The organism is Endozoicomonas euniceicola (assembly GCF_025562755.1).
In the GTDB taxonomy this organism is placed as follows: domain Bacteria; phylum Pseudomonadota; class Gammaproteobacteria; order Pseudomonadales; family Endozoicomonadaceae; genus Endozoicomonas_A; species Endozoicomonas_A euniceicola.
The window spans coordinates 764357-790538 of record NZ_CP103300.1 but is presented as its reverse complement, the minus strand read 5'-3'; the positions used below and the strand labels follow the sequence as shown (position 1 = coordinate 790538).

Annotated in this window: 12 protein-coding genes; 3 read left to right on the top strand and 9 right to left on the bottom strand. The window is 50.5% G+C overall.

Translation table 11 applies throughout. The features are described 5' to 3' along the window. Nucleotides 1-185: 185 nt before the first annotated feature. From NX720_RS02875 to NX720_RS02865, 3 genes are all read right to left on the bottom strand, one after another. The gene (locus NX720_RS02875; RefSeq protein ID WP_262599266.1) at nucleotides 186-350 is read right to left on the bottom strand and encodes a WD40 repeat domain-containing protein; all 165 of its coding nucleotides are present in this window, start codon (nucleotides 348-350) and stop codon (nucleotides 186-188) included. After that, nucleotides 311-3172 carry a WD40 repeat domain-containing protein gene (locus NX720_RS02870; RefSeq protein WP_262599265.1) on the bottom strand — a complete coding sequence of 954 codons (2862 nt, stop codon included), beginning with the start codon at nucleotides 3170-3172 and terminating at the stop codon, nucleotides 311-313. Before NX720_RS02870 ends, NX720_RS02875 begins: the two co-directional genes overlap by 40 nt. 216 nt (nucleotides 3173-3388) lie before the next feature. Next, nucleotides 3389-6268, bottom strand: a complete 2880-nt coding sequence (locus NX720_RS02865) for a WD40 repeat domain-containing protein (RefSeq protein WP_262599264.1) — start codon at nucleotides 6266-6268, stop codon at nucleotides 3389-3391. A 117-nt stretch (nucleotides 6269-6385) separates the two neighbouring features. On the opposite strand from NX720_RS02865, the gene NX720_RS02860 reads away from it, so the two are divergent. Beyond that, a complete protein-coding gene (locus NX720_RS02860; protein ID WP_262599260.1) occupies nucleotides 6386-6634 on the top strand; it encodes a hypothetical protein in 249 nt (82 codons plus the stop codon). Nucleotides 6635-6752: 118 nt separating this feature from the next. Here the strand turns inward: NX720_RS02860 and NX720_RS02855 are convergent, their stop codons facing one another. Beyond that, nucleotides 6753-9587, bottom strand: a complete 2835-nt coding sequence (locus NX720_RS02855) for a WD40 repeat domain-containing protein (protein ID WP_262599262.1) — start codon at nucleotides 9585-9587, stop codon at nucleotides 6753-6755. Between the two features lie 117 nt (nucleotides 9588-9704). Between NX720_RS02855 and NX720_RS02850 the strand changes: the two genes are divergently transcribed. After that, entirely contained in the window at nucleotides 9705-9953 is a 249-nt protein-coding gene (locus NX720_RS02850; protein WP_262599260.1) for a hypothetical protein, read from the top strand. Nucleotides 9954-10071: 118 nt separating this feature from the next. Here the strand turns inward: NX720_RS02850 and NX720_RS02845 are convergent, their stop codons facing one another. The 3 genes from NX720_RS02845 to NX720_RS02835 form a co-directional block, all read right to left on the bottom strand. After that, nucleotides 10072-12894: a WD40 repeat domain-containing protein gene (locus NX720_RS02845; protein ID WP_262599259.1), complete on the bottom strand. Its 2823-nt coding sequence runs from the start codon at nucleotides 12892-12894 to the stop codon at nucleotides 10072-10074. 146 nt (nucleotides 12895-13040) lie between these two features. Beyond that, a complete protein-coding gene (locus tag NX720_RS02840) occupies nucleotides 13041-15734 on the bottom strand; it encodes a WD40 repeat domain-containing protein (protein ID WP_262599257.1) in 2694 nt (897 codons plus the stop codon). Nucleotides 15735-15999: 265 nt separating this feature from the next. Then, entirely contained in the window at nucleotides 16000-18648 is a 2649-nt protein-coding gene (locus tag NX720_RS02835) for a WD40 repeat domain-containing protein (RefSeq protein ID WP_262599256.1), read from the bottom strand. A 415-nt stretch (nucleotides 18649-19063) separates the two neighbouring features. Between NX720_RS02835 and NX720_RS02830 the strand changes: the two genes are divergently transcribed. Next, a complete protein-coding gene (locus NX720_RS02830; RefSeq protein ID WP_262599255.1) occupies nucleotides 19064-19924 on the top strand; it encodes a hypothetical protein in 861 nt (286 codons plus the stop codon). A 320-nt stretch (nucleotides 19925-20244) separates the two neighbouring features. Here the strand turns inward: NX720_RS02830 and NX720_RS02825 are convergent, their stop codons facing one another. Together NX720_RS02825 and NX720_RS02820 are read right to left on the bottom strand one after the other, a co-directional pair. Then, a complete protein-coding gene (locus tag NX720_RS02825; protein WP_262599253.1) occupies nucleotides 20245-22944 on the bottom strand; it encodes a WD40 repeat domain-containing protein in 2700 nt (899 codons plus the stop codon). 265 nt (nucleotides 22945-23209) lie between these two features. Further along, on the bottom strand, nucleotides 23210-26032 hold the full coding sequence (locus tag NX720_RS02820; RefSeq protein ID WP_262599251.1) for a WD40 repeat domain-containing protein: 2823 nt from the start codon (nucleotides 26030-26032) through the stop codon (nucleotides 23210-23212). Nucleotides 26033-26182 lie beyond the last annotated feature (150 nt).

Sequence of the window (26182 nt, the reverse complement as noted above, 5' to 3'; positions counted from 1 at the left end):
CACAGACCGCTTATCCTGAACCGGTTCACGGCAAAAAAAGCTTTTTTCCCACTCTTTTCTCACCAGACCGCCCTCTGGCTATCTTAGTAGCATCAGGACAGGCCGCTGCGCGGCGACTTTTAGCTTAGACACTACTGGTATTTTTACATTATTAATCGATATATTTTCCCCATTAACCAATATGTTTACTTCGTTTCAGAATTTTTGCTCAGAACCCACACCTTTATGGTCTTGTCATCAGAGGCGGAAGCCAGCCGCCCGTCGGCCAATGACGTGACTGAGTACACAATGTGGGTATGCCCTTCCAGCGTCACCACGCATTGCTCCCCGTTCGCTTGCTCAGATCCCACACCCTTACGATATTGTCCGAAGAAGCGGAAGCCAGCCGTCCATCGGTCAATGGCGTGACTGAGTTAACCGTGCCGATATGCCCTTCCAGTCTCACCACGCATTGCTCTCCGGCGGGTTTACTCCGATCCCATACCCTTACGATCCCGTCATCAGAGCCGGAAGCCAGCCGCCCATCGGCCAATAACGTGACTGAGTAAATCCAGTGGTTCAGCTTCGCCACGCATTGCACCCCGTCGGGCTTTTTCAGATCCCACACCTTTATGGTCCCGTCAGCAGAGCCGAAAGCCAGCTGACCATCGGGCAATGACGTGACTGATTTCACCCAGTCGGCATGCCCCTTCAGCGTCGCCACGCATTGCTCCCCGTCGGGCTTGCTCAGCTCCCACACCTTTACGGTCTCGTCATGAGAGGCGGAAGCCAGCCGCCCATCGGGCAATGGCGTGACTGAGGTCACCCAGCGGGTATGCCCTTCCAGCGTCGCCACGCATTCCTTCCCGGAGGGCTTGCTCAGATCCCACACCTTTACAGTCTTGTCATAAGAGCCGGAAGCCAGCCGCCCATCGGCCAATGGCGTGACTGAGGTCACATAGAAGATATGCCCACTCAGTGTCACTACGCATCGCTCCCCGTCGGGCTTGCTCAGATCCCACACCTTTACGGTTTTGTCCCGAGAGCCGGAAGCCAGCCGCCCATCGGCCAATGACGTGACTGAGTTCACCCAGCTAGTATGCCCCTTCAGCGTCGCCACGCATTGCTTCCCGTCGGGCTTGCTCAGATCCCACACCTTTACGGTCCCGTCAGCAGAGGCGGAAGCCAGCCGCCCATCGGCCAGTGGCGTGACTGAGGTCACCGCGTCGGTATGCCCTTCCAGCGTCGCCACGCATTGCTGCTGAGTACTACTTCCCAGAGAAGTCAGGTATTTATTGCTTGCGATTCTACGATAAGCAAGCCGTAACAAAGGGTCAGCAATTTCACTGTTTGGAACAGCAGGTACATCCATGTTTTTTATTATTTCTCTATACGCTTCCTCAGCAGAGCCATAATAGTGACAGGATAGTTTTTTCAGTTTTTCTTTTTTGTTGAAAACCGTGAAAAAATGCTTAGCTGTTAAACTCCAGCGATTAACATCACGCCATGACAAGCCATCAGCTATTTTAAGCAAGATCTCAGGTGGTAGAACCTCTAAAGGCGACACCTCTCTCAGGGGACTAACCGAAACGCCCTTCTCAGTCTTTTCTTCTGCCTGGTTGCCAGACAGGTTTGTTGCCCTGCCAAAAAACCAGGTAGTTCCAGTAAGTGCTGTAAGCAGGCTATTTTTTTTACCTTCCCTCGTCGTAGGTAAAGACAGGTGGGTTGATGGCTTCTCTTTAGCCACCTCCTGTTTAGCCATGAGGCAGTTTGTGCATAAGCCATTGGAGTTTACCTGTGCATTCCCACAGAATGTACATGAGTTGATTTCCGGATTCCCGGAACCGTCTCCTCCTCCCCCGTTGTTACCAAAACTTTTAACCGGCTGACCATGGTTGTTACAGGCATAGCCATCTGGATTATTCCGGGGCAGGTCATTCATTGCTCTGTTTGCTTCTTTCTCTCTTCCGGAGCATCCCACTCCCGAAGGGCGAGAGCCCGGAAAAACCGATACGCTAAGTAATCGGGCATTACCCGCTTTTGGGTTCAGGTTGAGATCTTCACAGTGATAGCTAAGGACGTCGGCAAGGGGCGAGTGCTTTTTCGAATAGTTTTCAAGCGTTTCTTTCAATTTATCCGGATCGCTTTCAGCCAAAGCGAGAAACAGTCCCGGATCCCGATCAAGCCCTGCTCCCTTTATTGAACACCACATTTGCGATGTAACAGGAATTTCCTGTCGCTCCCAACCCCGCCAGATCACCAGAATAATTTGAGGTCTTAAAACCAGTTTTTTAACCCCCCCGGGCTGACCAGCTGTACCAAAAACACTGACAGCCATCCCAGGCATTCTGCTCATCACTTCAAAGAAAAATAAAGGGCGGCGGTCATTCCCTCCGGGTCGCCTTTTAAATGAGTCATCGAGGTCATCGAAGCTGCCGCCACCAGAAGAACCGGTGAGCAGATCATCACGATCACCGGGCAGATTATTTTGTTTAGTGATGTCAGATATGTCCGGCAATGAGCGGCGGGAATAGGGCGAGCCATGATCTTCTGCATTATTACCCTTTTCCAGAACCAGCGCTGTCGGGACAACAAGATCGACTGACGGCTTTTCAGACCTGTTCAGTACGCTGGAATCATCTGAGTCAATACCGCTGCAATCCGGTGCAATCCGCCAGCCATCATCCCCTGCAATCACCAGCCAGCCCGAGCCTTTTCCCGATAAACGGACACTGGCCACCGACTGCCAGCCGCCTTCGTCTGGCGTGACCTCACCCATTTCTACATTAAGCTCTGTCGAGCCTGAAATCGTGGGAGGATAGGAATAGCCCCCTTCAAAGACTTTAGCCGCTCTTCGGAAACAAATACGCAAGCTGTCGTTTTTACAACCATCCCAGCGGGTATAAACCTGGTTTTTTTCTGGCTGAACAAAATCACTGGAGGTCCTGTTGATTTCATAAGAAAAAAGAAGAGAAGGCGCATCATTGGCAAGCACTATCTGACTGATTTTAACTGTCGCCTTATTTGAGGGACTGTCCCGCCACATCCATTCTGGCAGGATAAAAAAAGCACTTCCGTATCCAGTCATCGGTAAAAAAAATGCCACGGCAAACAATAAAAGCAACTGATCAATGACGATCAGCTTAATTGTTTTTATAAGGACACAAAACCTTGAGTTAGGAGTAGCGGTCAAAGATAGATCCAATGAAGAAAGCGGCCAAACTGTTCGACGACACAGACCGCTTATCCTGAACCGGTTCACGGCAAAAAAGCTTTTTTCCCACTCTTTTCTCACCAGGCCGCCCTCTGGTTATCTTAGTAGCATTAGGGCAGGCCCGCCGTGCGGCGATTTTTAGCTCAGGCACCACGGGTGTTTTTTACATTATATTTTCTTCATTAACCAATATGTTTACTTCGTTTCAGAACCCTTGCTCAGAACCCACACCTTTATGGTCTTGTCCCTAGAGGCGGAAGCCAGCCGCCCATCGGCCAATGGCGTAACTGATTTCACCCAGTCGGTATGCCCTTCCAGCGTCACCACGCATTGCTTCCCGTTGCGCTTGCTTAGATCCCACACCTTTACGGTTTCGTCCTGAGAGGCGGAAGCTAGCCGCCCATCGGCCAATTGCGTGACTGAGTAAACCACCTCGTTATGCCCCTCCAGCGTCACCACGAATTGCTCCCCGTTGATCTTGCTCTGACCCCACACCTTTACGGTATTGTCAGCAGATGCGGAAGCCAGCCGCCCATCGGCCAATGGCGTGACTGAGATCACACTGTTGGTATGCCATTTCAGCGTCACCACGCATTGCGGCCTGTCGGTTTTGCTCAGATCCCACACCTTTACGGTCTCGTCTAAAGAGCCGGAAGCCAGCCGCCCATCGGCTAATGCCGTGACTGAGCTCACAATGTAGGTATGCCCATACAGTGTCGCCACGCATTCTTTCCCGGGGGGCTTGCTAAGATCCCACACCCTTACGGTATTGTCCCAAGAAGCGGAAGCCAGCCGCCCATCGGCCAATGGCGTGACTGAGGCCACCCAGAAGGTATGCCCTTCCAGCGTCGCCACGCATTGCTGCCCGTCGGGCTTGCTCAGATCCCACACCTTTACGGTATTGTCAGCAGATGCGGAAGCCAGCCGGCCATCGGCCAGTGGTGTGACTGAGATCACATCGTGGGTATGCCCCTTCAGCGTCACCACGCATTCCTTCCCGGGGGGCTTGCTCAGATCCCACACCTTTACGGTGCAGTCATCAGAGGCGGAAGCCAGCCGTCCATCGGCCAGTGACGTGACTGAGGTCGCCGTGTGGGTATGTCCTTTCAGCGTCGCCACGCATTGCTGCTCAGTACTATTTCCCAGAGAAGTCAGGTATTTATTGCTTGCGGTTCTACGATAAGCAAGCCGTAACAAAGGGTCATCAATTTCACTGTTTGGAACAGCAGGTATGTCCATGTTTTTTATCATTTTCCTATACGCTTTCGCAGCAGAGCCATAATATTGATGGGATAGTTTTGTCAGTTTTTCTTTTATGTTGAATGTGTAGAAAACTTCGAAAAAACGCTTAGCTGCTAAACTCCAGTTGTTAACATCACGCCAGGACAAGCCCTTAGCTATTTCAAACAAGATCTCAGGTGGTAGAGTCTGCAAAGTCGATACCTCTTTCAGGGTATTAACCGAAACGTCCTCCGCAGTCTTTTCTTCTGCCTGGTTGGCAGACTGGTTTGTTGCCCTGCCAAAAAACCAGGTAATTCCATTAATAAGCGCTGTAAGCAGGTTATTTCCTTTATCTTCCTGCGCCGCAGGTAAAGACAGGTGGGTTGATGGCTTCTCTTCAGCCGCCTCCTGTTTAGCCATGAGGCAGTTTGTGCATAAACCATTGGAGTTTACCTGTGCATTCCCGCAGAGTGTACATGAGTTGATTTCCGGATTCCCGGAACCGTCTCCTCCTCCCCCGTTGTTACCAAAACTTTTAACCGGCTGACCATGGTTGTTATGGGCATAGCCATCTGGATTATTCCGGGGCAGGTCATTCATTGCTCCGTTTGCTTCTTTCTCTCCTCCGGAGCATCCCACTCCCGAAGGGCAAAATCCCGGAAAAACCGATACGCTAAGTAATCGGGCATTACCCGCTTTTGGGTCCAGATTGAGATCTTCACAGTGATAGCTAAGGACGTCGGCAAGGGGCGAGTGCTTTTTCGAATAGTTTTCAAGCGTTTCTTTCAATTTATCCGGATCGCTTTCAGCCAAAGCGAGAAACAGTCCCGGATCCCGATCAAGCCCTGCCCGCTTTATTGAACCCCACATTTGCGATGTAACAGGAATCTCCTGTCGCTCCCAACCCCGCCAGGTCACCAGAATAATTTGAGGCCTTAAAACCAGTTTTTTAACCTCCCCGGGCTGACCAGCTGTACCAAAAACACTGACAGCCGCCCCAAGCATTCTGCTCATCACTTCAAAGAAAAATAAAGGGCGGCGGTCATTCCCTCCGGGTCGCCTTTTAAATGAGTCATCGTGGTCATCGAAGCTGCCGCCACCAGAAGAACCGGTGAGCAGATCATCACGATCACCGGGCAGATTATTTTGTTTAGTGATGTCAGATATGTCCGGCAATGAGCGGCGGGAATAGGGCGAGCCATGATCTTCTGCATTATTACCCTTTTCCAGAACCAACGCTGTCGGGACAACAAGATCGACTGACGGCTTTTCAGACCTGTTCAGTACGCTGGAATCATCTGAGTCAATACCGCTGCAATCCGGTGCAATCCGCCAGCCATCATCCCCTGCAATCGCCAGCCAGCCCGAGCCTTTTCCCGTTAAACGGACACTGGCCACCGACTGCCAGCCGCCTTCGTCTGGCGTGACCTCACCCATTTCTACATTAAGCTCTGTCGAGCCTGAAATCGTGGGAGGATAGGAATAGCCCCCTGCAAAGACTTTAGCCGCTCTTCGGAAACAAATACGCAAGCTGTCGTTTTTACAACCATCCCAGCGGGTATAAACCTGGTTTTTTTCTGGCTGAACAAAATCACTGGAGGTCTTGTTGATTTCATAAGAAAAAAGAAGAGAAGGTGCGTCTCTGGCAAGCACTATCTGACTGATTTTAACTGCCGCCTTATTTGAGGGACTGTCCCGCCACATCCATTCTGGCAGGATGGAAAAAGCACTTCCGTATCCCATCCATCCTGGCAGGATAAAAAAAGCACTTCCGTATCCAGTCATCGGTAAAAAAAATGCCACGGCAAGCAATAAAAGCAGCTGATTAATAACGAGCAGCTTAATTGTTTTCATAATGGTACAAAACCGAGAATCAGGAATAGGAGTTCAGGTTTGAGCTGACAGTTACCGCAAAAAACACATCAAAGCGCTGCGGCCATAATGGTTTTATTTAAACTAGCAGAATTTTCAGTGCACGCTTTCCAACCGGTCAGGCATGACCGGGTGATTGGTCAGGATGAAGTCATGAAAAAACTGGCCCAGGTCGGGTTTGATCCGGTATACGGCGCTCGTCCACTGAAGCGGGCTATTCAGCGCAATTTGGAGAACCCACTGGCTGAAGCGATTCTCTCTGGTCGATATGCGCCGGGCGATACGATCAGGGCCATCGTCAGTGATGATAAAATCAGCTTCACTATGAATGAGCACTTAAGGAAGTAGCAGATAAAAATATCCCTCCGTCATTTCCTTTTGCGACAGCCTCCTGTGCGGGAATGGCGGAGGAGCAGGTATTTTTTTACATTATTAATCGATATATTTTCCCCATTAACCAATATGTTTACTTCGTTTCAGAATTTTTGCTCAGAACCCACACCTTTATGGTCTTGTCATCAGAGGCGGAAGCCAGCCGCCCATCGGCCAATGGCGTGACTGATTTCACCCAGTCGGTATGCCCCTTAAGCGTCGCCACGCATTGCTCCCCGTCGGGTTTGCTCAGATCCCACACCCTTACGGTATTGTCCGAAGAAGCGGAAGCCAGCCGTCCATCGGTCAATGGCGTGACTGAGTTAACCGTGCCGATATGCCCTTCCAGTGTCACCACGCATTGCTCTCCGGCGGGCTTACTTCGATCCCATACCCTTACGATCCCGTCATCAGAGCCGGAAGCCAGCCGCTCATCGGCCAATAACGTGACTGAGTAAATCCAGTGGTTCAGCTTCGCCACGCATTGCACCCTGTCGGGCTTTTTTTTCAGATCCCACACCTTTATGGTCCCGTCAGCAGAGCCGAAAGCCAGCTGACCATCGGGCAATGACGTGACTGATTTCACCCAGTAGGCATGCCCCTTCAGCGTCGCCACGCATTGCTCCCCGTCGGGCTTGCTCAGCTCCCACACCTTTATGGTCTTGTCCCAAGAGCCGGAAGCCAGCCGCCCATCGGCCAATGGCGTGACTGAGGTCACCCAGTCGGTATGCTCATTCAGCGTCATCACACATTGCTCCCCGGCGGGCTTGCTTAGATCCCACACCTTTACGGTCATGTCATTAGAGCCGGAAGCCAGCCGCCCATCGGCCAGTAGCGTGACTGATTTCACCCAGTTGTTATGCCCTTTCAGCGTTACCACGCATTGCTTCCCGTCGGGCTTGCTCAGATCCCACACCTTTACGGTCCCGTCAGCAGAGGCGGAAGCCAGCCGCCCATCGGCCAGTGGCGTGACTGAGCGCACCTCCTCGGTATGCCCTTCCAGCGTCGCCACGCATTGCTGCTGAGTACTACTTCCCAGAGAAGTCAGGTATTTATTGCTTTTGTATCTTTGATAAGCAAGCCGTAACAAAGGGTCATCAATTTCACTGTTTGGAACAGCAGGTATGTCCATGTTTTTTATCATTTTCCTATACGCTTTCGCAGCAGAGCCATAATATTGATGGGATAGTTTTGTCAGTTTTTCTTTTATGTTGAATGTGTAGAAAACTTCGAAAAAACGCTTAGCTGCTAAACTCCAGTTGTTAACATCACGCCAGGACAAGCCCTTAGCTATTTCAAACAAGATCTCAGGTGGTAGAGTCTGCAAAGTCGATACCTCTTTCAGGGTATTAACCGAAACGTCCTCCGCAGTCTTTTCTTCTGCCTGGTTGGCAGACGGGTTTGTTGCCCTGCCAAAAAACCAGGTAATTCCATTAATAAGCGCTGTAAGCAGGTTATTTCCTTTATCTTCCTGCGCCGCAGGTAAAGACAGGTGGGTTGATGGCTTCTCTTCAGCCGCCTCCTGTTTAGCCATGAGGCAGTTTGTGCATAAACCATTGGAGTTTACCTGTGCATTCCCGCAGAGTGTACATGAGTTGATTTCCGGATTCCCGGAACCGTCTCCTCCTCCCCCGTTGTTACCAAAACTTTTAACCGGCTGACCATGGTTGTTATGGGCATAGCCATCTGGATTATTCCGGGGCAGGTCATTCATTGCTCCGTTTGCTTCTTTCTCTCCTCCGGAGCATCCCACTCCCGAAGGGCAAAATCCCGGAAAAACCGATACGCTAAGTAATCGGGCATTACCCGCTTTTGGGTCCAGATTGAGATCTTCACAGTGATAGCTAAGGACGTCGGCAAGGGGCGAGTGCTTTTTCGAATAGTTTTCAAGCGTTTCTTTCAATTTATCCGGATCGCTTTCAGCCAAAGCGAGAAACAGTCCCGGATCCCGATCAAGCCCTGCCCGCTTTATTGAACCCCACATTTGCGATGTAACAGGAATCTCCTGTCGCTCCCAACCCCGCCAGGTCACCAGAATAATTTGAGGCCTTAAAACCAGTTTTTTAACCTCCCCGGGCTGACCAGCTGTACCAAAAACACTGACAGCCACCCCAAGCATTCTGCTCATCACTTCAAAGAAAAATAAAGGGCGGCGGTCATTCCCTCCGGGTCGCCTTTTAAATGAGTCATCGTGGTCATCGAAGCTGCCGCCACCAGAAGAACCGGTGAGCAGATCATCACGATCACCGGGCAGATTATTTTTTTTAGTGATGTCAGATATGTCCGGCAATGAGCGGCGGGAATAGGGCGAGCCATGATCTTCTGCATTATTACCCTTTTCCAGAACCAACGCTGTCGGGACAACAAGATCGACTGACGGCTTTTCAGACCTGTTCAGTACGCTGGAATCATCTGAGTCAATACCGCTGCAATCCGGTGCAATCCGCCAGTCATCATCCCCTGCAATCGCCAGCCAGCCCGAGCCTTTTCCCGTTAAACGGACACTGGCCATCGACTGCCAGCCGCCTTCGTCTGGCGTGACCTCACCCATTTCTACATTAAGCTCTGTCGAGCCTGAAATCGTGGGAGGATAGGAGTAGCCCCCTTCAAAGACTTTTGCCGCTCTTCGGAAACAAATACGCAAGCTGTCGTTTTTACAACCATCCCAGCGGGTATAAACCTGGTTTTTTTCTGGCTGAACAAAATCACTGGAGGTCTTGTTGATTTCATAAGAAAAAAGAAGAGAAGGCGCATCATTGGCAAGCACTATCTGACTGATTTTAACTGCCGCCTTATTTGAGGGACTGTCCCGCCACATCCATCCTGGCAGGATGGAAAAAGCACTTCCGTATCCAGTCATCGGTAAAAAAAATGCCACGGCAAGCAATAAAAGCAGCTGATTAATAACGAGCAGCTTAATTGTTTTCATAATGGTACAAAACCGAGAATCAGGAATAGGAGTTCAGGTTTGAGCTGACAGTTACCGCAAAAAACACATCAAAGCGCTGCGGCCATAATGGTTTTATTTAAACTAGCAGAATTTTCAGTGCACGCTTTCCAACCGGTCAGGCATGACCGGGTGATTGGTCAGGATGAAGTCATGAAAAAACTGGCCCAGGTCGGGTTTGATCCGGTATACGGCGCTCGTCCACTGAAGCGGGCTATTCAGCGCAATTTGGAGAACCCACTGGCTGAAGCGATTCTCTCTGGTCGATATGCGCCGGGCGATACGATCAGGGCCATCGTCAGTGATGATAAAATCAGCTTCACTATGAATGAGCACTTAAGGAAGTAGCAGATAAAAATATCCCTCCGTCATTTCCTTTTGCGACAGCCTCCTGTGCGGGAATGGCGGAGGAGCAGGTATTTTTTTACATTATTAATCGATATATTTTCCCCATTAACCAATATGTTTACTTCGTTTCAGAATTTTTGCTCAGAACCCACACCTTTATGGTCTTGTCATCAGAGGCGGAAGCCAGCCGCCCATCGGCCAATGGCGTGACTGATTTCACCCAGTCGGTATGCCCCTTAAGCGTCGCCACGCATTGCTCCCCGTCGGGTTTGCTCAGATCCCACACCCTTAAAGTTTTGTCAACAGAGGCGGAAGCCAGCCGCCCATCGGTCAATGGCGTGACTGATGACACCGTGCAGGTATGTCCCTTCAGCGTCACCACGCATTGCTCCCCGTCGGGCTTGCTCAGATCCCAAACCTTTATGGTCTCGTCCCTAGAAGCGGAAGCCAGCCGCCCATCGGCCAATGGCGTGACTGAGTAAACTGAGTCGATATGCTTAAGTGTCGTCACGCATTGTTTTCCGGTGGGCTTGCTCAGATCCCACACCTTTACGGTCTCGTCTAAAGAGCCGGAAGCCAGCCGCCCATCGGTCAATGGCGTGACTGATTCCACCCAGAAGGTATGCCCGCTAAGTGTCGCCACGCATTGCTCCCCGTCGGGCTTGCTCAGATCCCAAACCTTTATGGTCTTGTCCCAAGAAGCGGAAGCCAGCCGCCCATCGGCCAATGCAGTGACGCTCACCTTGCTGGTATGCCCTTTCAGTGTCACCACGCATTGCTTCCCAACGGGTTTGCTCAGATCCCACACACTTATGGTTTGGTCAACAGAGGCGGAAGCCAGCCGCCCATCGGCCAATTGCGTGACTGAGTCTATCCCCTTCAGTGTCACCACGCATTGCTTCCCATCGGGCTTGCTCAGATCCCACACCTTTACGGTGCAGTCATCAGAGGCGGAAGCCAGCCGTCCATCGGCCAATGACGTGACTGAGGTCACCGTGTGGGTATGCCCTTTCAGCGTCGCCACGCATTGCTGCCGAGTACTACTTCCCAGAGAAGTCAGGTATTTATTGCTTTTGTATCTTTGATAAGCAAGCCGTAACAAAGGGTCATCAATTTCACTGTTTGGAACAGCAGGTAAATCCATGTTTTTTATTCTTTCTCTATACGCTTCCTCAGCAGAGCCATAATATTGATGGGATAGTTTTGTCAGTTTTTCTTTTATGTTGAATGTGTAGAAAACTGCGAAAAAAGACTTAGCTGTTAAACTCCAGCTGTTAATATCACGCCAGGACAAGCCCTTAGCTATTTCAAACAAGATCTCAATTGGTAGATTCACTAAAGACAACCCCCCTTTCTGGAGACCAACCGAAATGCCCTTTGCAGTCTTTTCTTCTGTCTGGTTGGCAGACGGGTTTGTTGCCCTGCCAAAAAACCAGGTAATTCCATTAATAAGCGCTGTAAGCAGGTTATTTCCTTTATCTTCCCGCGCCGTAGGTAAAGACAGGTGGGATGATGGCTTCTCTTTAGCCGCCTCCTGTTTAGCCATGAGGCAGTTTGTGCATAAGCCATTGGAGTTGACCTGTGCATTCCCACAGAATGTACATGAGTTGATTTCCGGATTCCCGGAACCGCCTCCTCCTCCCCCGTTGTTACCAAAACTTTTAACCGGCTGACCATGGTTGTTACAGGCATAGCCATCTGGATTATTCCGGGGCAGGTCATTCATTGCTCCGTTTGCTTCTTTCTCTCCTCCGGAGCATCCCACTCCCGAAGGGCAAGATCCCGGAAAAACCGATACGCTAAGTAATCCGGCATTACCCGCTTTTGGGTTCAGGTTGAGATCTTCACAGTGATAGCTAAGGACGTCGGCAAGGGGCGAGTGCTTTTTCAAATAGTTTTCAAGCGTTTCTTTCAATTTATCCGGATCGCTTTCAGCCAGAGCGAGAAACAGTCCCGGATCCCGATCAAGCCCTGCCCGCTTTATTGAACCCCACATTTGCGATGTGACAGGAATCTCCTGTCGCTCCCAACCCCGCCAGATCACCAGAATAATTTGAGGTCTTAAAACCAGTTTTTTAACCTCCCCGGGCTGACCAGCTGTACCAGGAATACTGACAGCCACTCCATGCATTCTGCTCGTTACTTCAAAGAAAAATAAAGGTCGACGGCCACTCCCTCCGGGTCGCCTTTTAAATGAGTCATCGAGGTCATCGAAGCTGCCGCCACCAGAAGAACCGGTGAGCAGATCATCACGATCACCGGGCAGATTATTTTGTTTAGTGATGTCAGATATGTCTGGCAATGAGCGGCGGGAATAGGGCGAGCCATGATCTTCTGCATTATTACCCTTTTCCAGAACCAACGCTGTCGGGACAACAAGATCGACTGACGGCTTGCCAGACCTGTTCAGTACGCTGGAATCATCTGAGTCAATACCGCTGCAATCCGGTGCAATCCGCCAGCCATCATCCCCTGCAATCGCCAGCCAGCCCGAGCCTTTTCCCGTTAAACGGACACTGGCCATCGACTGCCAGCCGCCTTCGTCTGGCGTGACCTCACCCATTTCTACATTAAGCTCTGTCGAGCCTGAAATCGTGGGAGGATAGGAGTAGCCCCCTTCAAAGACTTTAGCCGCTCTTCGGAAACAAATACGCAAGCTGTCGTTTTTACAACCATCCCAGCGGGTATAAACCTGGTTTTTTTCTGGCTGGACAAAATCACTGGAGGTCTTGTTGATTTCATAAGAAAAAAGAAGAGAAGGCGCATCATTGGCAAGCACTATCTGACTGATTTTAACTGCCGCCTTATTTGAGGGACTGTTCCACCACATCCATTCTGGCAGGATAAAAAAAGCACTTCCGTATCCAGTCATCGGTAAAAAAAATGCCACGGCAAACAATAAGAGCAGCTGATTAATAACGATCAGCTTAATTGTTTTCATAAGGACACAAAACCTTGAGTTAGGAGTAGTAGCGGTCAAAGATAGAGCCAATTTAGTAGCATCAGGACAGGCCGCTGCGCGGCGATTTTTAGCTCAGACACTACTAGTATTTTTTACATTATTAAGCAATATATTTTCTCCATTAACTAATATGTCTTCTTCGTTTCAGAATCCTTGTTCAGAGCCCACACCTTTATGGTCTTGTCCTTAGAGCCGGAAGCCAGCCGCCCATCGGCCAATTGCGTGACTGAGAAAACCACGTGGGTATGCCCCTTCAGCGTCGCCACGCATTGCTCCCCGTCGGGTTTGCTCAGATCCCACACCCTTACGGTATTGTCCGGAGAGGCGGAAGCCAGCCGCCCATCGGCCAATGGCGTGACTGAGTTCACCCAGTGGTTATGACCTTTCAGCGTCACCACGCATTGCCCCCTGTCGGGCTTGCTCAGATCCCACACCCTTACGGTCTGGTCATCAGAGCCGGAAGCCAGCCGCCCATCGGCCAATTGCGTGACTGACTCCACAAGGGTATGTCCTTCCAGCGTCACCACGCATTGCTCCCCGTCGGGCTTGCTCAGATCCCACACTCTTACGGAGCAGTCATGAGAGCCGGAAGCCAGCCGCCCATCGGCCAGTGGCGTGACTGAGTTCACCCATTTGGTATGCCCATGCAGCGTCGCCACGCATTCCTTCCCGGGGGGCTTGCTCAAATCCCACACCTTTACAGTCTTGTCATAAGAGCCGGAAGCCAGCCGCCCATCGGCCAATGGCGTGACTGAGGTCACATAGAAGATATGCCCACTCAGTGTCACTACGCATCGCTCCCCGTCGGGCTTGCTCAGATCCCACACCTTTATGGTCTTGTCATCAGAGGCGGAAGCCAGCCGCCCATCGGCCAATGGCGTGACTGAGCACACCCATTCGGTATGCCCCTTCAGCGTCACCACGCATTGCTCCCCATCGGGCTTGCTCAGATCCCACACCTTTACGGTATTGTCCCAAGAGCCGGAAGCCAGCCGCCCATCGGCCAATGGTGTGACTGAGGTCACCTCGCAGATATGTCCATACAGCGTCGCCACGCATTGCTGCTGAGTACTATTTCCCAGAGAAGTCAGGTATCTATTGCTTGCGAATCTATGACAAGCAAGCCGTAACAAAGGGTCATCAATTTCACTGTTTGGAACAGCAGGTACGTCCCCGTTTTTTATTACTTTTCTATACGCTTTCGCAGCAGAGCCATAATATTGATCGAATAGGATTTTCGGTTTTATTTGTGTGTTGAGACGATTCAAAAAATTCTTATTTATTAAACTCCAGCGGTTAACATCACGCCATGACAAGCCCTCAGCTATTTTAAGCAAGATCTCAGTTGGTAAAACCTCAAAAGGCGACACTTCTTGTTTAGCCATGAGGCAGTTTGTGCATAAGCCATTGGAGTTTACCTGTGCATTCCCACAGAATGTACATGAGTTGATTTCCGGATTCCCGGAACCGTCTCCTCCTCCCCCGTTGTTACTAAAACTTTTAACCGGCTGACCATGGTTGTTACAGGCATAGCCATCTGGATTATTCCGGGGCAGGTCATTCATTGTTCCGTTTGCTTCTTTCTCTCCTCCGGAGCATCCCACTCCCGAAGGGCAAGATCCCGGAAAAACCGATACGCTAAGTAATCGGGCATTACCCGCTTTTGGGTTCAGGTTGAGATCTTCACAGTGATAGCTAAGGACGTCGGCAAGGGGCGAGTGCTTTTTCAAATAGTTTTCAAGCGTTTCTTTCAATTTATCCGGATCGCTTTCAGCCAGAGCGAGAAACAGTCCCGGATCCCGATCAAGCCCTGCCCGCTTTATTGAACCCCACATTTGCGATGTAACAGGAATCTCCTGTCGCTCCCAACCCCGCCAGATCACCAGAATAATTTGAGGTCTTAAAACCAGTTTTTTAACCTCCCCGGGCTGACCAGCTGTACCAGGAATACTGACAGCCACCCCATGCATTCTGCTCGTTACTTCAAAGAAAAATAAAGGGCGACGGCCACTCCCTCCGGGTCGCCTTTTAAATGAGTCATCGAGGTCATCGAAGCTGCCGCCACCAGAAGAACCGGTGAGCAGATCATCACGATCACCGGGCAGATTATTTTGTTTAGTGATGTCAGATATGTCCGGCAATGAGGGGCGGGAATAGGGCGAGCCATGATCTTCTGCATTATTACCCTTTTCCAGAACCCGCTCTGTAGGGACAATAAGATCAACTGACGGCTTGCCAGACCTGTTCAGTACGCTGGAATCATCTGAGTCAATACCGCTGCAATCCGGTGCAATCCGCCAGCCATCATCCCCTGCAATCGCCAGCCAGCCCGAGCCTTTTCCCGTTAAACGGACACTGGCCATCGACTGCCAGCCGCCTTCGTCTGGCGTGACCTCACCCATTTCTACATTAAGCTCTGTCGAGCCTGAAATCGTGGGAGGATAGGAGTAGCCCCCTTCAAAGACTTTAGACGCTCTTCGGAAACAAATACGCAAGCTGTCGTTTTTACAACCATCCCAGCGGGTATAAACCTGGTTTTTTTCTGGCTGAACAAAATCACTGGAGGTCCTGTTGATTTCATAAGAAAAAAGAAGAGAAGGCGCATCATTGGCAAGCACTATCTGACTGATTTTAACTGCCGCCTCATTTGAGGGACTGTTCCACCACATCCATTCTGGCAGGATGGAAAAAGCACTTCCATATCCCATCCATCCTGGCAGGATAAAAAAAGCACTTCCGTATCCAGTCATCGGTAAAAAAAATGACAGAGCAAGCAATAAAAGCAGCTGATTAATAACGATCAGCTTAATTGTTTTCATAAGGACACAAAACCTTGAGTTAGGAGTAGTAGCGGTCAAAGATAGAGCCAATGAAGAAAGCGGCCAAACTGTTCGACGACACAGACCGCTTATCCTGAACCGGTTCACGGCAAAAAAAGCTTTTTTCCCACTCTTTTCTCACCAGACCGCCCTCTGGCTATCTTAGTAGCATCAGGACAGGCCGCTGCGCGGCGACTTTTAGCTCAGACACTACTGGTATTTTTTACATTATTAATCGATATATTTTCCCCATTAACCAATATGTTTACTTCGTTTCAGAATTTTTGCCCAGAACCCACACCTTTATGGTCTTGTCAACAGAGGCGGAAGCCAGCCGCCCATCGGCCAGTGACGTGACTGAGGAAACCTCGTTGGTATGCCCATACAGTGTCGCCACGCATTGCTCTCCGGCGGGCTTACTCAGATCCCACACCCTTACGGTCTTGTCATGAGAGCCGGCAGCCAGCCACCCATTGGCCAATGGCGTAACTGAGGTCACCCAGTCAGTATGCCCCTCCAGCGTCGCCACGCATTGCTCCCCGTCGGGCTTGCTCAGATCCCACACCTTTACGGTTTTGTCCCGAGAGCCGGAAGCCAGCCGCCCATCTGGCAGTTGCGTGACTGAGAAAACCGCGTGGGTATGCCCCTTCAGTGTCGCCACGCATTGCTCCCCGTCGGGTTTGCTCAGATCCCACACCCTTACGGTCTGGTCATCAGAGCCGGAAGCCAGCCGCCCATCGGCCAATGGCGTAACTGAACTCACCCAGTTGGTATGCCCCTTCAGCGTCGCCACGCATTGCTCCCCGTCGGGCTTGCTCAGATCCCACACCTTTACGGTTTTGTCCCGAGAGCCGGAAGCCAGCCGCCCATCGGCCAATGACGTGACTGAGTTCACCCAGCTAGTATGCCTACTCAGCGTCGCCACGCATTGACTTCCGTCGGGCTTGCTCAGATCCCACACCTTTACGGTTTTGTCCCGAGAGCCGGAAGCCAGCCGCCCATCGGCCAATGACGTGACTGAGTTCACCCAGCTAGTATGCCTACTCAGCGTCGCCACGCATTGACTTCCGTCGGGCTTGCTCAGATCCCACACCTTTATGGTCCTGTCCAATGAGCCGGAAGCCAGCCGCCCATCGGCCAGTGGCGTGACTGAGTAAATCCAGTTGTTATGCCCTTCCAGCGTCGCCACGCATTGCTGCTGAGTACTATTTCCCAGAGAAGTCAGGTGTTTATTGTTTGCGAATCTATGATAAGCAAGCCGTAACAAAGGGTCGGCAGTTTCAATGTTTGGAACAGCAGGTACGTCCATGTTTTTTATTATTTCTCTATATGCTTCCGCAGCAGAGCCATAATATCGATCGGATAGGATTTTCAGTTTCATTTGTGTGTTGAGACGATTCAAAAAATTCTTATTTATTAAACTCCAGCTGTTAACATCACGCCATGACAAGCCCTCAGCTATTTTAAGCAAGATCTCAGTTGGTAAAACCTCAAAAGGCGACACTTCTTGTTTAGCCATGAGGCAGTTTGTGCATAAGCCATTGGAGTTTACCTGTGCATTCCCACAGAATGTACATGAGTTGATTTCCGGATTCCCGGAACTGTCTCCTCCTCCCCCGTTGTTACCAAAACTTTTAACCGGCTGACCATGGTTGTTACAGGCATAGCCATCTGGATTATTCCGGGGCAGGTCATTCATTGCTCCGTTTGCTTCTTTCTCTCCTCCGGAGCATCCCACTCCCGAAGGGCAAGAGCCCGGAAAAACCGATACGCTAAGTAATCGGGCATTACCCGCTTTTGGGGCCAGGTTGAGATCTTCACAGTGATAGCTAAGGACGTCGGCAAGGGGCGAGTGCTTTTTCAAATAGTTTTCAAGCGTTTCTTTCAATTTATCCGGATCGCTTTCAGCCAAAGCGAGAAACAGTCCCGGATCCCCATCAAGCCCTGCCCGCTTTATTGAACCCCACATTTGCGATGTAACAGGAATCTCCCGTCGCTCCCAACCCCGCCAGATCACCAGAATGATTTGAGGTCTTAAAACCAGTTTTTTAACCTCCCCGGGCTGACCTGCTGTACCAAAAACACTGACAGCCAGCCCAAGCATTCTGCTCATCACTTCAAAGGAAAATAAAGGGCGGCGGTCATTCCCTCCGGGTCTCCTTTTAAATGAGTCATCGAGGTCATCGAAGCTGCCGCCACCAGAAGAACCGGTGAGCAGATCATCACGATCACCGGGCAGATTATTTTTTTTAGTGATGTCAGATATGTCCGGCAATGAGCGGCGGGAATAGGGGGAGCCATGATCTTCTGCATTATTACCCTTTTCCAGAACCAACGCTGTCGGGACAACAAGGTCGACTGACGGCTTGCCAGACCTGTTCAGTACGCTGGAATCATCTGAGTCAATACCGGTGCAATCCGGTGCAATCCGCCAGCCATCATCCCCTGCAATCGCCAGCCAGCCCGAGCCTTTTCCCGTTAAACGGACACTGGCCATCGACTGCCAGCCGCCTTCGTCTGGCGTGACCTCACCCATTTCTACATTAAGCTCTGTCGAGCCTGAAATCGTGGGAGGATAGGAATAGCCCCCTGCAAAGACTTTAGCTGCTCTTCGGAAACAAATACGCAAGCTGTCGTTTTTACAACCATCCCAGCGGGTATAAACCTGGTTTTTTTCTGGCTGGACAAAATCACTGGAGGTCTTGTTGATTTCATAAGAAAAAAGAAGAGAAGGCGCATCATTGGCAAGCACTATCTGACTGATTTTAACTGCCGCCTTATTTGAGGGACTGTTCCACCCCATCCATTCTGGCAGGATGGAAAAAGCACTTCCGTATCCAGTCATCGGTAAAAAAAATGACAGATCAAGCAATAAAAGCAGCTGATTAATAACGAGCAGCTTAATTGTTTTCATAAGGACACAAAACCTTGGGGTGAAAGTCTCATGCTGACAGTCTTTTCCGGACTTACAGCCCAAGAGGTACCCTGCAGCAGCAAGTTTTCCCTTCCCTGAAGTGGTGACGGCCAAACACCGCTATGATGTTTGCTGATAAAACACAACACCGTATTGGTGAGAGGCCGCCCCGATGGAAGTATGTCAGCCACTGAATAAAGTTGCTAATTCTTCTTGCCATGCAATTCAACAGCTTGATCAGCAGTTGTCGGCTCTGCGCCAACAGTTCGACCCCATTTAGCACTTTGAAGACTATGAAGGTGAAGTTCACAAGCTTTTTGCTCAGGCAGAGCGAGGTATTCTGGAAGAAGACTTATCCGGACTTGATGTTGACACCCCGGTCATTGAAGTCAACGGCACCTGTTACCATCGAGTATTGCGAAGTTCAGAAACCTACCAGACCGTTGCCGGTTCCATCAAAGTTCCACGAACGCTTTACCGCAGCGGTCAGGATCGCTGCATCGCCCCTCTGGAACTCCGGGCGGGTATTATCGAGGGATACTGGACACCAAGGGCAGCAAAGCAAGCTGTCTGGATGGTCGCTCAAATGCCACCGGGCGACGTAAAGAATCTGCTTGATCTGATGGGCAATATGTCGCCTTCGGAAAGCTCTCTGGCTCGACTTCCCAAGAAGTTTAACGATCAATGGGAGCCAAACAGGGAAGCCTTTGAGGGCATTCTCTGGGAAAGCATTAAAGTTCCAGAAAAGGCGGTGACTGCGGCAGCATCTCTCGACGGTGTCATGCTGCCGGTGAAAGACGGCAAGCGTAAGGAAAAACGCGAACAAAATAAAAGCGACGGTAAGCGAACCCGTGGTCCTGCCGGTTGCCGGGAGGCCAGTTGTGGTACATTGTCGTTTTACGATGCCCAGGGTGAACGCCTGTCAACGGTCAGAATTGGGCGGATGCCCGAAAGTAAAAAAGTGACTTTGAAGAACTCACTCTCCGAACTGCTGGATGAAGCCCTTCGGCAAAAGCCTGACCTGACTCTGGTCAAAGTGGCAGACGGAGCGAAAGACAACTGGACCTTCCTTACCAATGAGCTCCCGGAAGGGCATGAGGTCGTAGACTTTTACCATGCTGCAGAACACCTGAAGAAGGCATTTGATCTGTCCTATGGAGAAAACAGTGCTAAATCCAAAGAAAAATTCACCACCTATCGCCACATTCTAAAGGAAGAGTCTGAAGGGGTTGAGAGAGTGATCAAGGCACTGGCCTACCAGTACAAACAGGGGTAGATAATGTCATCCCGTTTCCTTCACAGAAGGCAGAATGATAGTACCAGTCAATATGAGACTTTCACCCAAACCTTGAGTTAGGAGTAGCGGTCAAAGATAGAGCCAATGAAGAAAGCGGCCAAACTGTTCGACGACACAGACCGCTTATCCTGAACCGGTTCACGGCAAAAAAAGCTTTTTTCCCACTCTTTTCTCACCAGACCGCCCTCTGGCTATCTTAGTAGCATCAGGACAGGCCGCTGCGCGGCGACTTTTAGCTCAGACACTACTGGTATTTTTTACATTATTAATCGATATATTTTCCCCATTAACCAATATGTTTACTTCGTTTCAGAATTTTTGCTCAGAACCCACACCTTTATGGTCTTGTCATCAGAGGCGGAAGCCAGCCGCCCATCGTCCAATGGCGTGACTGAGTTCACCTTGCTGGTATGCCCCTTAAGCGTCGCCACGCATTGCTCCCCGTCGGGTTTGCTCAGATCCCACACCCCTACGGTATTGTCCGAATAAGCGGAAGCCAGCCGTCCATCGGTCAATGGCGTGACTGAGTAAATCCAGTGGTTCAGCTTCGCCACGCATTGCACCCTGTCGGGCTTTTTCAGATCCCACACCTTTATGGTCCCGTCAGCAGAGCCGAAAGCCAGCTGACCATCGGGCAATGACGTGACTGATTTCACCCAGTAGGCATGCCCCTTCAGCGTCGCCACGCATTGCTCCCCGTCGGGCTTGCTCAGCTCCCACACCTTTACGGTCTTGTCATGAGAGGCGGAAGCCAGCCGCCCATCGGGCAATGGCGTGACTGAGGTCACCCAGCGGGTATGCCCTTCCAGCGTCGCCACGCATTCCTTCCCGGCGGGCTTGCTTAGATCCCACACCTTTACGGTCTTGTCAAAAGAGCCGGAAGCCAGCCGCCCATCGGCCAGTAGCGTGACTGATTTCACCCAGTTGTTATGCCCTTCCAGCGTTACCACGCATTGCTTCCCGTCGGGCTTGCTCAGATCCCACACCCTTACGGTCCTGTCAGCAGAGCCGGAAGCCAGCCGCCCATAGGCCAGTGGCGTGACTGAGAGCACCTCCTCGGTATGCCCTTCCAGCGTCGCCACGCATTGCTGCCGAGTACTACTTCCCAGAGAAGTCAGGTATTTATTGCTTTTGTATCTTTGATAAGCAAGCCGTAACAAAGGGTCATCAATTTCACTGTTTGGAACAGCAGGTATGTTCATGTTTTTTATCATTTTTCTATACGCTTCCTCAGCAGAGCCATAATATTGATGGGATAGTTTTGTCAGTTTTTCTTTTATGTTGAATGTGTAGAAAACTTCGAAAAAACGCTTAGCTGCTAAACTCCAGTTGTTAACATCACGCCAGGACAAGCCCTTAGCTATTTCAAACAAGATCTCAGGTGGTAGAACCTCTAAAGGCGACACCTCTTTCAGGGATCCAACCGAAACGTCCTCCACAGTCTTTTCTTCTGCCTGGTTGGCAGACAGGTTTGTTGCCCTGCCAAAAAACCAGGTAATTCCAGTAATAAGTGCTGTAAGCAGGTTATTTCCTTTATCTTCCTGCGCCGCAGGTAAAGACAGGTGGGTGGATGGCTTCTCTTTAGCCGCCTCTTGTTTAGCCATGAGGCAGTTTGTGCATAAGCCATTGGAGTTTACCTGTGCATTCCCACAGAATGTACATGAGTTGATTTCCGGATTCCCGGAACCGTCTCCTCCTCCCCCGTTGTTACCAAAACTTTTAACCGGCTGACCATGGTTGTTACAGGCATAGCCATCTGGATTATTCCGGGGCAGGTCATTCATTGCTCCGTTTGCTTCTTTCTCTCCTCCGGAGCATCCCACTCCCGAAGGGCAAGATCCCGGAAAAACCGATACGCTAAGTAATCGGGCATTACCCGCTTTTGGGTCCAGATTGAGATCTTCACAGTGATAGCTAAGGACGTCGGCAAGGGGCGAGTGCTTTTTCAAATAGTTTTCAAGCGTTTCTTTCAGTTTATCCGGATCGCTTTCAGCCAAAGCGAGAAACAGTCCCGGATCCCGATCAAGCCCTGCCCGCTTTATTGAACCCCACATTTGCGATGTAACAGGAATCTCCTGTCGCTCCCAACCCCGCCAGATCACCAGAATAATTTGAGGTCTTAAAACCAGTTTTTTAACCTCCCCGGGCTGACCAGCTGTACCAAAAACACTGACAGCCGCCCCAAGCATTCTGCTCATCACTTCAAAGAAAAATAAAGGGCGGCGGTCATTCCCTCCGGGTCTCCTTTTAAATAAGTCATCGAGGTCATCGAAGCTGCCGCCACCAGAAGAACCGGTGAGCAGATCATCACGATCACCGGGCAGATTATTTTGTTTAGTGATGTCAGATATGTCCGGCAATGAGCGGCGGGAATAGGGGGAGCCATGATCTTCTGCATTATTACCCTTTTCCAGAACCAACGCTGTCGGGACAACAAGATCGACTGACGGCTTTTCAGACCTGTTCAGTACGCTGGAATCATCTGAGTCAATACCGCTGCAATCCGGTGCAATCCGCCAGCCATCATCCCCTGCAATCGCCAGCCAGCCCGAGCCTTTTCCCGTTAAACGGACACTGGCCACCGACTGCCAGCCGCCTTCGTCTGGCGTGACCTCACCCATTTCTACATTAAGCTCTGTCGAGCCTGAAATCGTGGGAGGATAGGAGTAGCCCCCTGCAAAGACTTTAGCCGCTCTTCGGAAACAAATACGCAAGCTGTCGTTTTTACAACCATCCCAGCGGGTATAAACCTGGTTTTTTTCTGGCTGGACAAAATCACTGGAGGTCTTGTTGATTTCATAAGAAAAAAGAAGAGAAGGCGCATCATTGGCAAGCACTATCTGACTGATTTTAACTGCCGCCTTATTTGAGGGACTGTTCCGCCACATCCATTCTGGCAGGATGGAAAAAGCACTTCCGTATCCAGTCATCGGTAAAAAAAATGCCATGGCAAACAATAAAAGCAGCTTATTAATAACGATCAGCTTAATTGTTTTCATAAGGACACAAAATCTTGAGTTAGGAGTAGTAGCGGTCAAAGACAGAGCCAATGAAGAAAGCGGCCAAACTGTTCGACGACACAGACCGCTTATCCTGAACCGGTTTACGGCAAAAAAAGCTTTTTTCCCACTCTTTTCTCACCAGACCGCCCTCTGGCTATCTTAGTAGCATCAGGACAGGCCGCTGCGCGGCGACTTTTAGGTCAGACACTACTGGTATTTTTTACATTATTAATCGATATATTTTCCCCATTAACCAATATGTTTACTTCGTTTCAGAATCCTTGCTCAGAGCCCACACCTTTATGGTATTGTCAACAGAGGCCGAAGCCAGCCGCCCATCGGCCAATGGCGTGACTGAGGTCACCCGGTTGGTATGCCCCTTCAGCGTCGCCACGCATTGCTCCCCGTCGGGTTTGCTCAGATCCCACACCCTTACGGTTTTGTCCCGAGAGCCGGAAACCAGCCGTCCATCGGTCAATGGCGTGACTGAGTTAACCATGTCGATATGCCCTTCCAGTGTCACCACGCATTGCGCTCCGGCGGGCTTACTCCGATCCCATACCCTTACGATCCCGTCATTAGAGCCGGAAGCCAGCCGCTTATCGGCCAATAACGTGACTGAGTGAATCCAGTGTTTCAGCTTCGCCACGCATTGCAACCCGTCGAGCTTTTTCAGATCCCACACCTTTACGGTTCCGTCATGAGAGGCGGAAGCCAGCCGCCCATCGGCCAGTGGCGTGACTGAGGTCACCCCGTTGGTATGCCCTTTCAGCGTCGCCTCGCATTCCTTCCCGGGGGGCTTGCTTAGATCCCACACCCTTACGGTGCAGTCAGCAGAGGCGGAAGCCAGCCGCCCATCGGCCAATTGCGTGACTGAGATCACATAGAATGTATGCCCCTTCAGCGTCGCCACGCATTGCTTCCCGTCGGGCTTGCTCAGATTCCACACCTTTACGGTCCTGTCAGCAGAGGCGGAAGCCAGCCGCTCATCGGCCAGTGGCGTGACTGAGATCACATCGAGGGTATGCCCCTTCAGCGTCGCCACGCATTGCTTTCCGTCGGGCTTGCTCAGATCCCACACCTTTACGGTCCTGTCAGCAGAGGCGGAAGCCAGCCGCCCATCGGCCAGTGGCGTGACTGAGGTCACTGCGTCGGTATGCCCTTCCAGCGTCGCCACGCATTGCTGCTGAGTACTACTTCCCAGAGAAGTCAGGTATTTATTGCTTGCGATTCTACGATAAGCAAGCCGTAACAAAGGGTCAGCAATTTCACTGTTTGGAACAGCAGGTACGTCCATGTTTTTTATTATTTCTCTATACGCTTCCTCAGCAGAGCCATAATAGTGACAGGATAGTTTTTTCAGTTTTTCTTTTTTGTTGAAAACCGTGAAAAAATGCTTAGCTGTTAAACTCCAGCGATTAACATCACGCCATGACAAGCCCTTAGCTATTTCAAACAAGATCTCAGGTGGTAGAGTCTGCAAAGTCGATACCTCTTTCAGGGGATTAACCGAAACGTCCTCCGCAGTCTTTTCTTCTGCCTGGTTGGCAGACGGGTTTGTTGCCCTGCCAAAAAACCAGGTAATTCCATTAATAAGCGCTGTAAGCAGGTTATTTCCTTTATCTTCCCGCGCCGTAGGTAAAGACAGGTGGGATGATGGCTTCTCTTTAGCCGCCTCCTGTTTAGCCATGAGGCAGTTTGTGCATAAGCCATTGGAGTTGACCTGTGCATTCCCACAGAATGTACATGAGTTGATTTCCGGATTCTCGGAACCGTCTCCTCCTCCCCCGTTGTTACCAAAACTTTTAACCGGCTGACCATGGTTGTTATGGGCATAGCCATCTGGATTATTCCGGGGCAGGTCATTCATTGCTCCGTTTGCTTCTTTCTCTCCTCCGGAGCATCCCACTCCCGAAGGGCAAGAGCCCGGAAAAACCGATACGCTAAGTAATCGGGCATTACCCGCTTTTGGGTTCAGGTTGAGATCTTCACGGTGATAGCTAAGGACGTCGGCAAGGGGCGAGTGCTTTTTCGAATAGTTTTCAAGCGTTTCTTTCAATTTATCCGGATCGCTTTCAGCCAGAGCGAGAAACAGTCCCGGATCCCGATCAAGCCCTGCCCGCTTTATTGAACCCCACATTTGCGATGTAACAGGAATCTCCTGTCGCTCCCAACCCCGCCAGATCACCAGAATGATTTGAGGTCTTAAAACCAGTTTTTTAACCTCCCCGGGCTGACCAGCTGTACCAGGAATACTGACAGCCATCCCATGCATTCTGCTCGTTACTTCAAAGAAAAATAAAGGGCGACGGCCACTCCCTCCGGGTCGCCTTTTAAATGAGTCATCGAGGTCATCGAAGCTGCCGCCACCAGAAGAACCGGTGAGCAGATCATCACGATCACCGGGCAGATTATTTTGTTTAGTGATGTCAGATATGTCCGGCAATGAGCGGCGGGAATAGGGCGAGCCATGATCTTCTGCATTATTACCCTTTTCCAGAACCCGCTCTGTAGGGACAATAAGATCAACTGACGGCTTTTCAGACCTGTTCAGTACGCTGGAATCATCTGAGTCAATACCGCTGCAATCCGGTGCAATCCGCCAGCCATCATCCCCTGCAATCGCCAGCCAGCCCGAGCCTTTTCCCGTTAAACGGACACTGGCCACCCACTGCCAGCCGCCTTCGTCTGGCGTGACCTCACCCATTTCTACATCAAGCTCTGTCGAGCCTGAAATTGTGGGAGGATAGGAGTAGCCCCCTTCAAAGACTTTAGCCGCTCTTCGGAAACAAATACGCAAGCTGTCGTTTTTACAACCATCCCAGCGGGTATAAACCTGGTTTTTTTCTGGCTGAACAAAATCACTGGAGGTCTTGTTGATTTCATAAGAAAAATGAAGAGAAGGCGCATCATTGGCAAGCACTATCTGACTGATTTTAACTGCCGCCTTATTTGAGGGACTGTCCCGCCACATCCATTCTGGCAGGATAAAAAAAGCACTTCCGTATCCAGTCATCGGTAAAAAAAATGCCACGGCAAACAATAAAAACAGCTGATTAATAACGATCAGCTTAATTGTTTTCATAATGGTACAGTAGTTCGGGTTTGAGCTGACAGTTACCGCAAAAAAACACATCAAAGCACTGCGGCCATAATGGTTTTATTTAAATTAGCAGAATTTTCCATGCACGCTTTTTCATCCGTCAGTTTTGCTATGAATTTTTAGTTCAGGCAC

What these genes read in the sequence shown, in the direction of transcription:
- NX720_RS02835 (WP_262599256.1), bottom strand. Translation starts at nt 18,648, where the DNA reads ATGAAAACAATTAAGCTGCTCGTTATTAATCAGCTGCTTTTATTGCTT.
- NX720_RS02865 (WP_262599264.1), bottom strand. Translation starts at nt 6,268, where the DNA reads ATGAAAACAATTAAGCTGCTCGTTATTAATCAGCTGCTTTTATTGCTT.
- NX720_RS02825 (WP_262599253.1), bottom strand. Translation starts at nt 22,944, where the DNA reads ATGAAAACAATTAAGCTGATCGTTATTAATAAGCTGCTTTTATTGTTT.
- NX720_RS02840 (WP_262599257.1), bottom strand. Translation starts at nt 15,734, where the DNA reads ATGAAAACAATTAAGCTGATCGTTATTAATCAGCTGCTTTTATTGCTT.
- NX720_RS02820 (WP_262599251.1), bottom strand. Translation starts at nt 26,032, where the DNA reads ATGAAAACAATTAAGCTGATCGTTATTAATCAGCTGTTTTTATTGTTT.
- NX720_RS02845 (WP_262599259.1), bottom strand. Translation starts at nt 12,894, where the DNA reads ATGAAAACAATTAAGCTGATCGTTATTAATCAGCTGCTCTTATTGTTT.
- NX720_RS02855 (WP_262599262.1), bottom strand. Translation starts at nt 9,587, where the DNA reads ATGAAAACAATTAAGCTGCTCGTTATTAATCAGCTGCTTTTATTGCTT.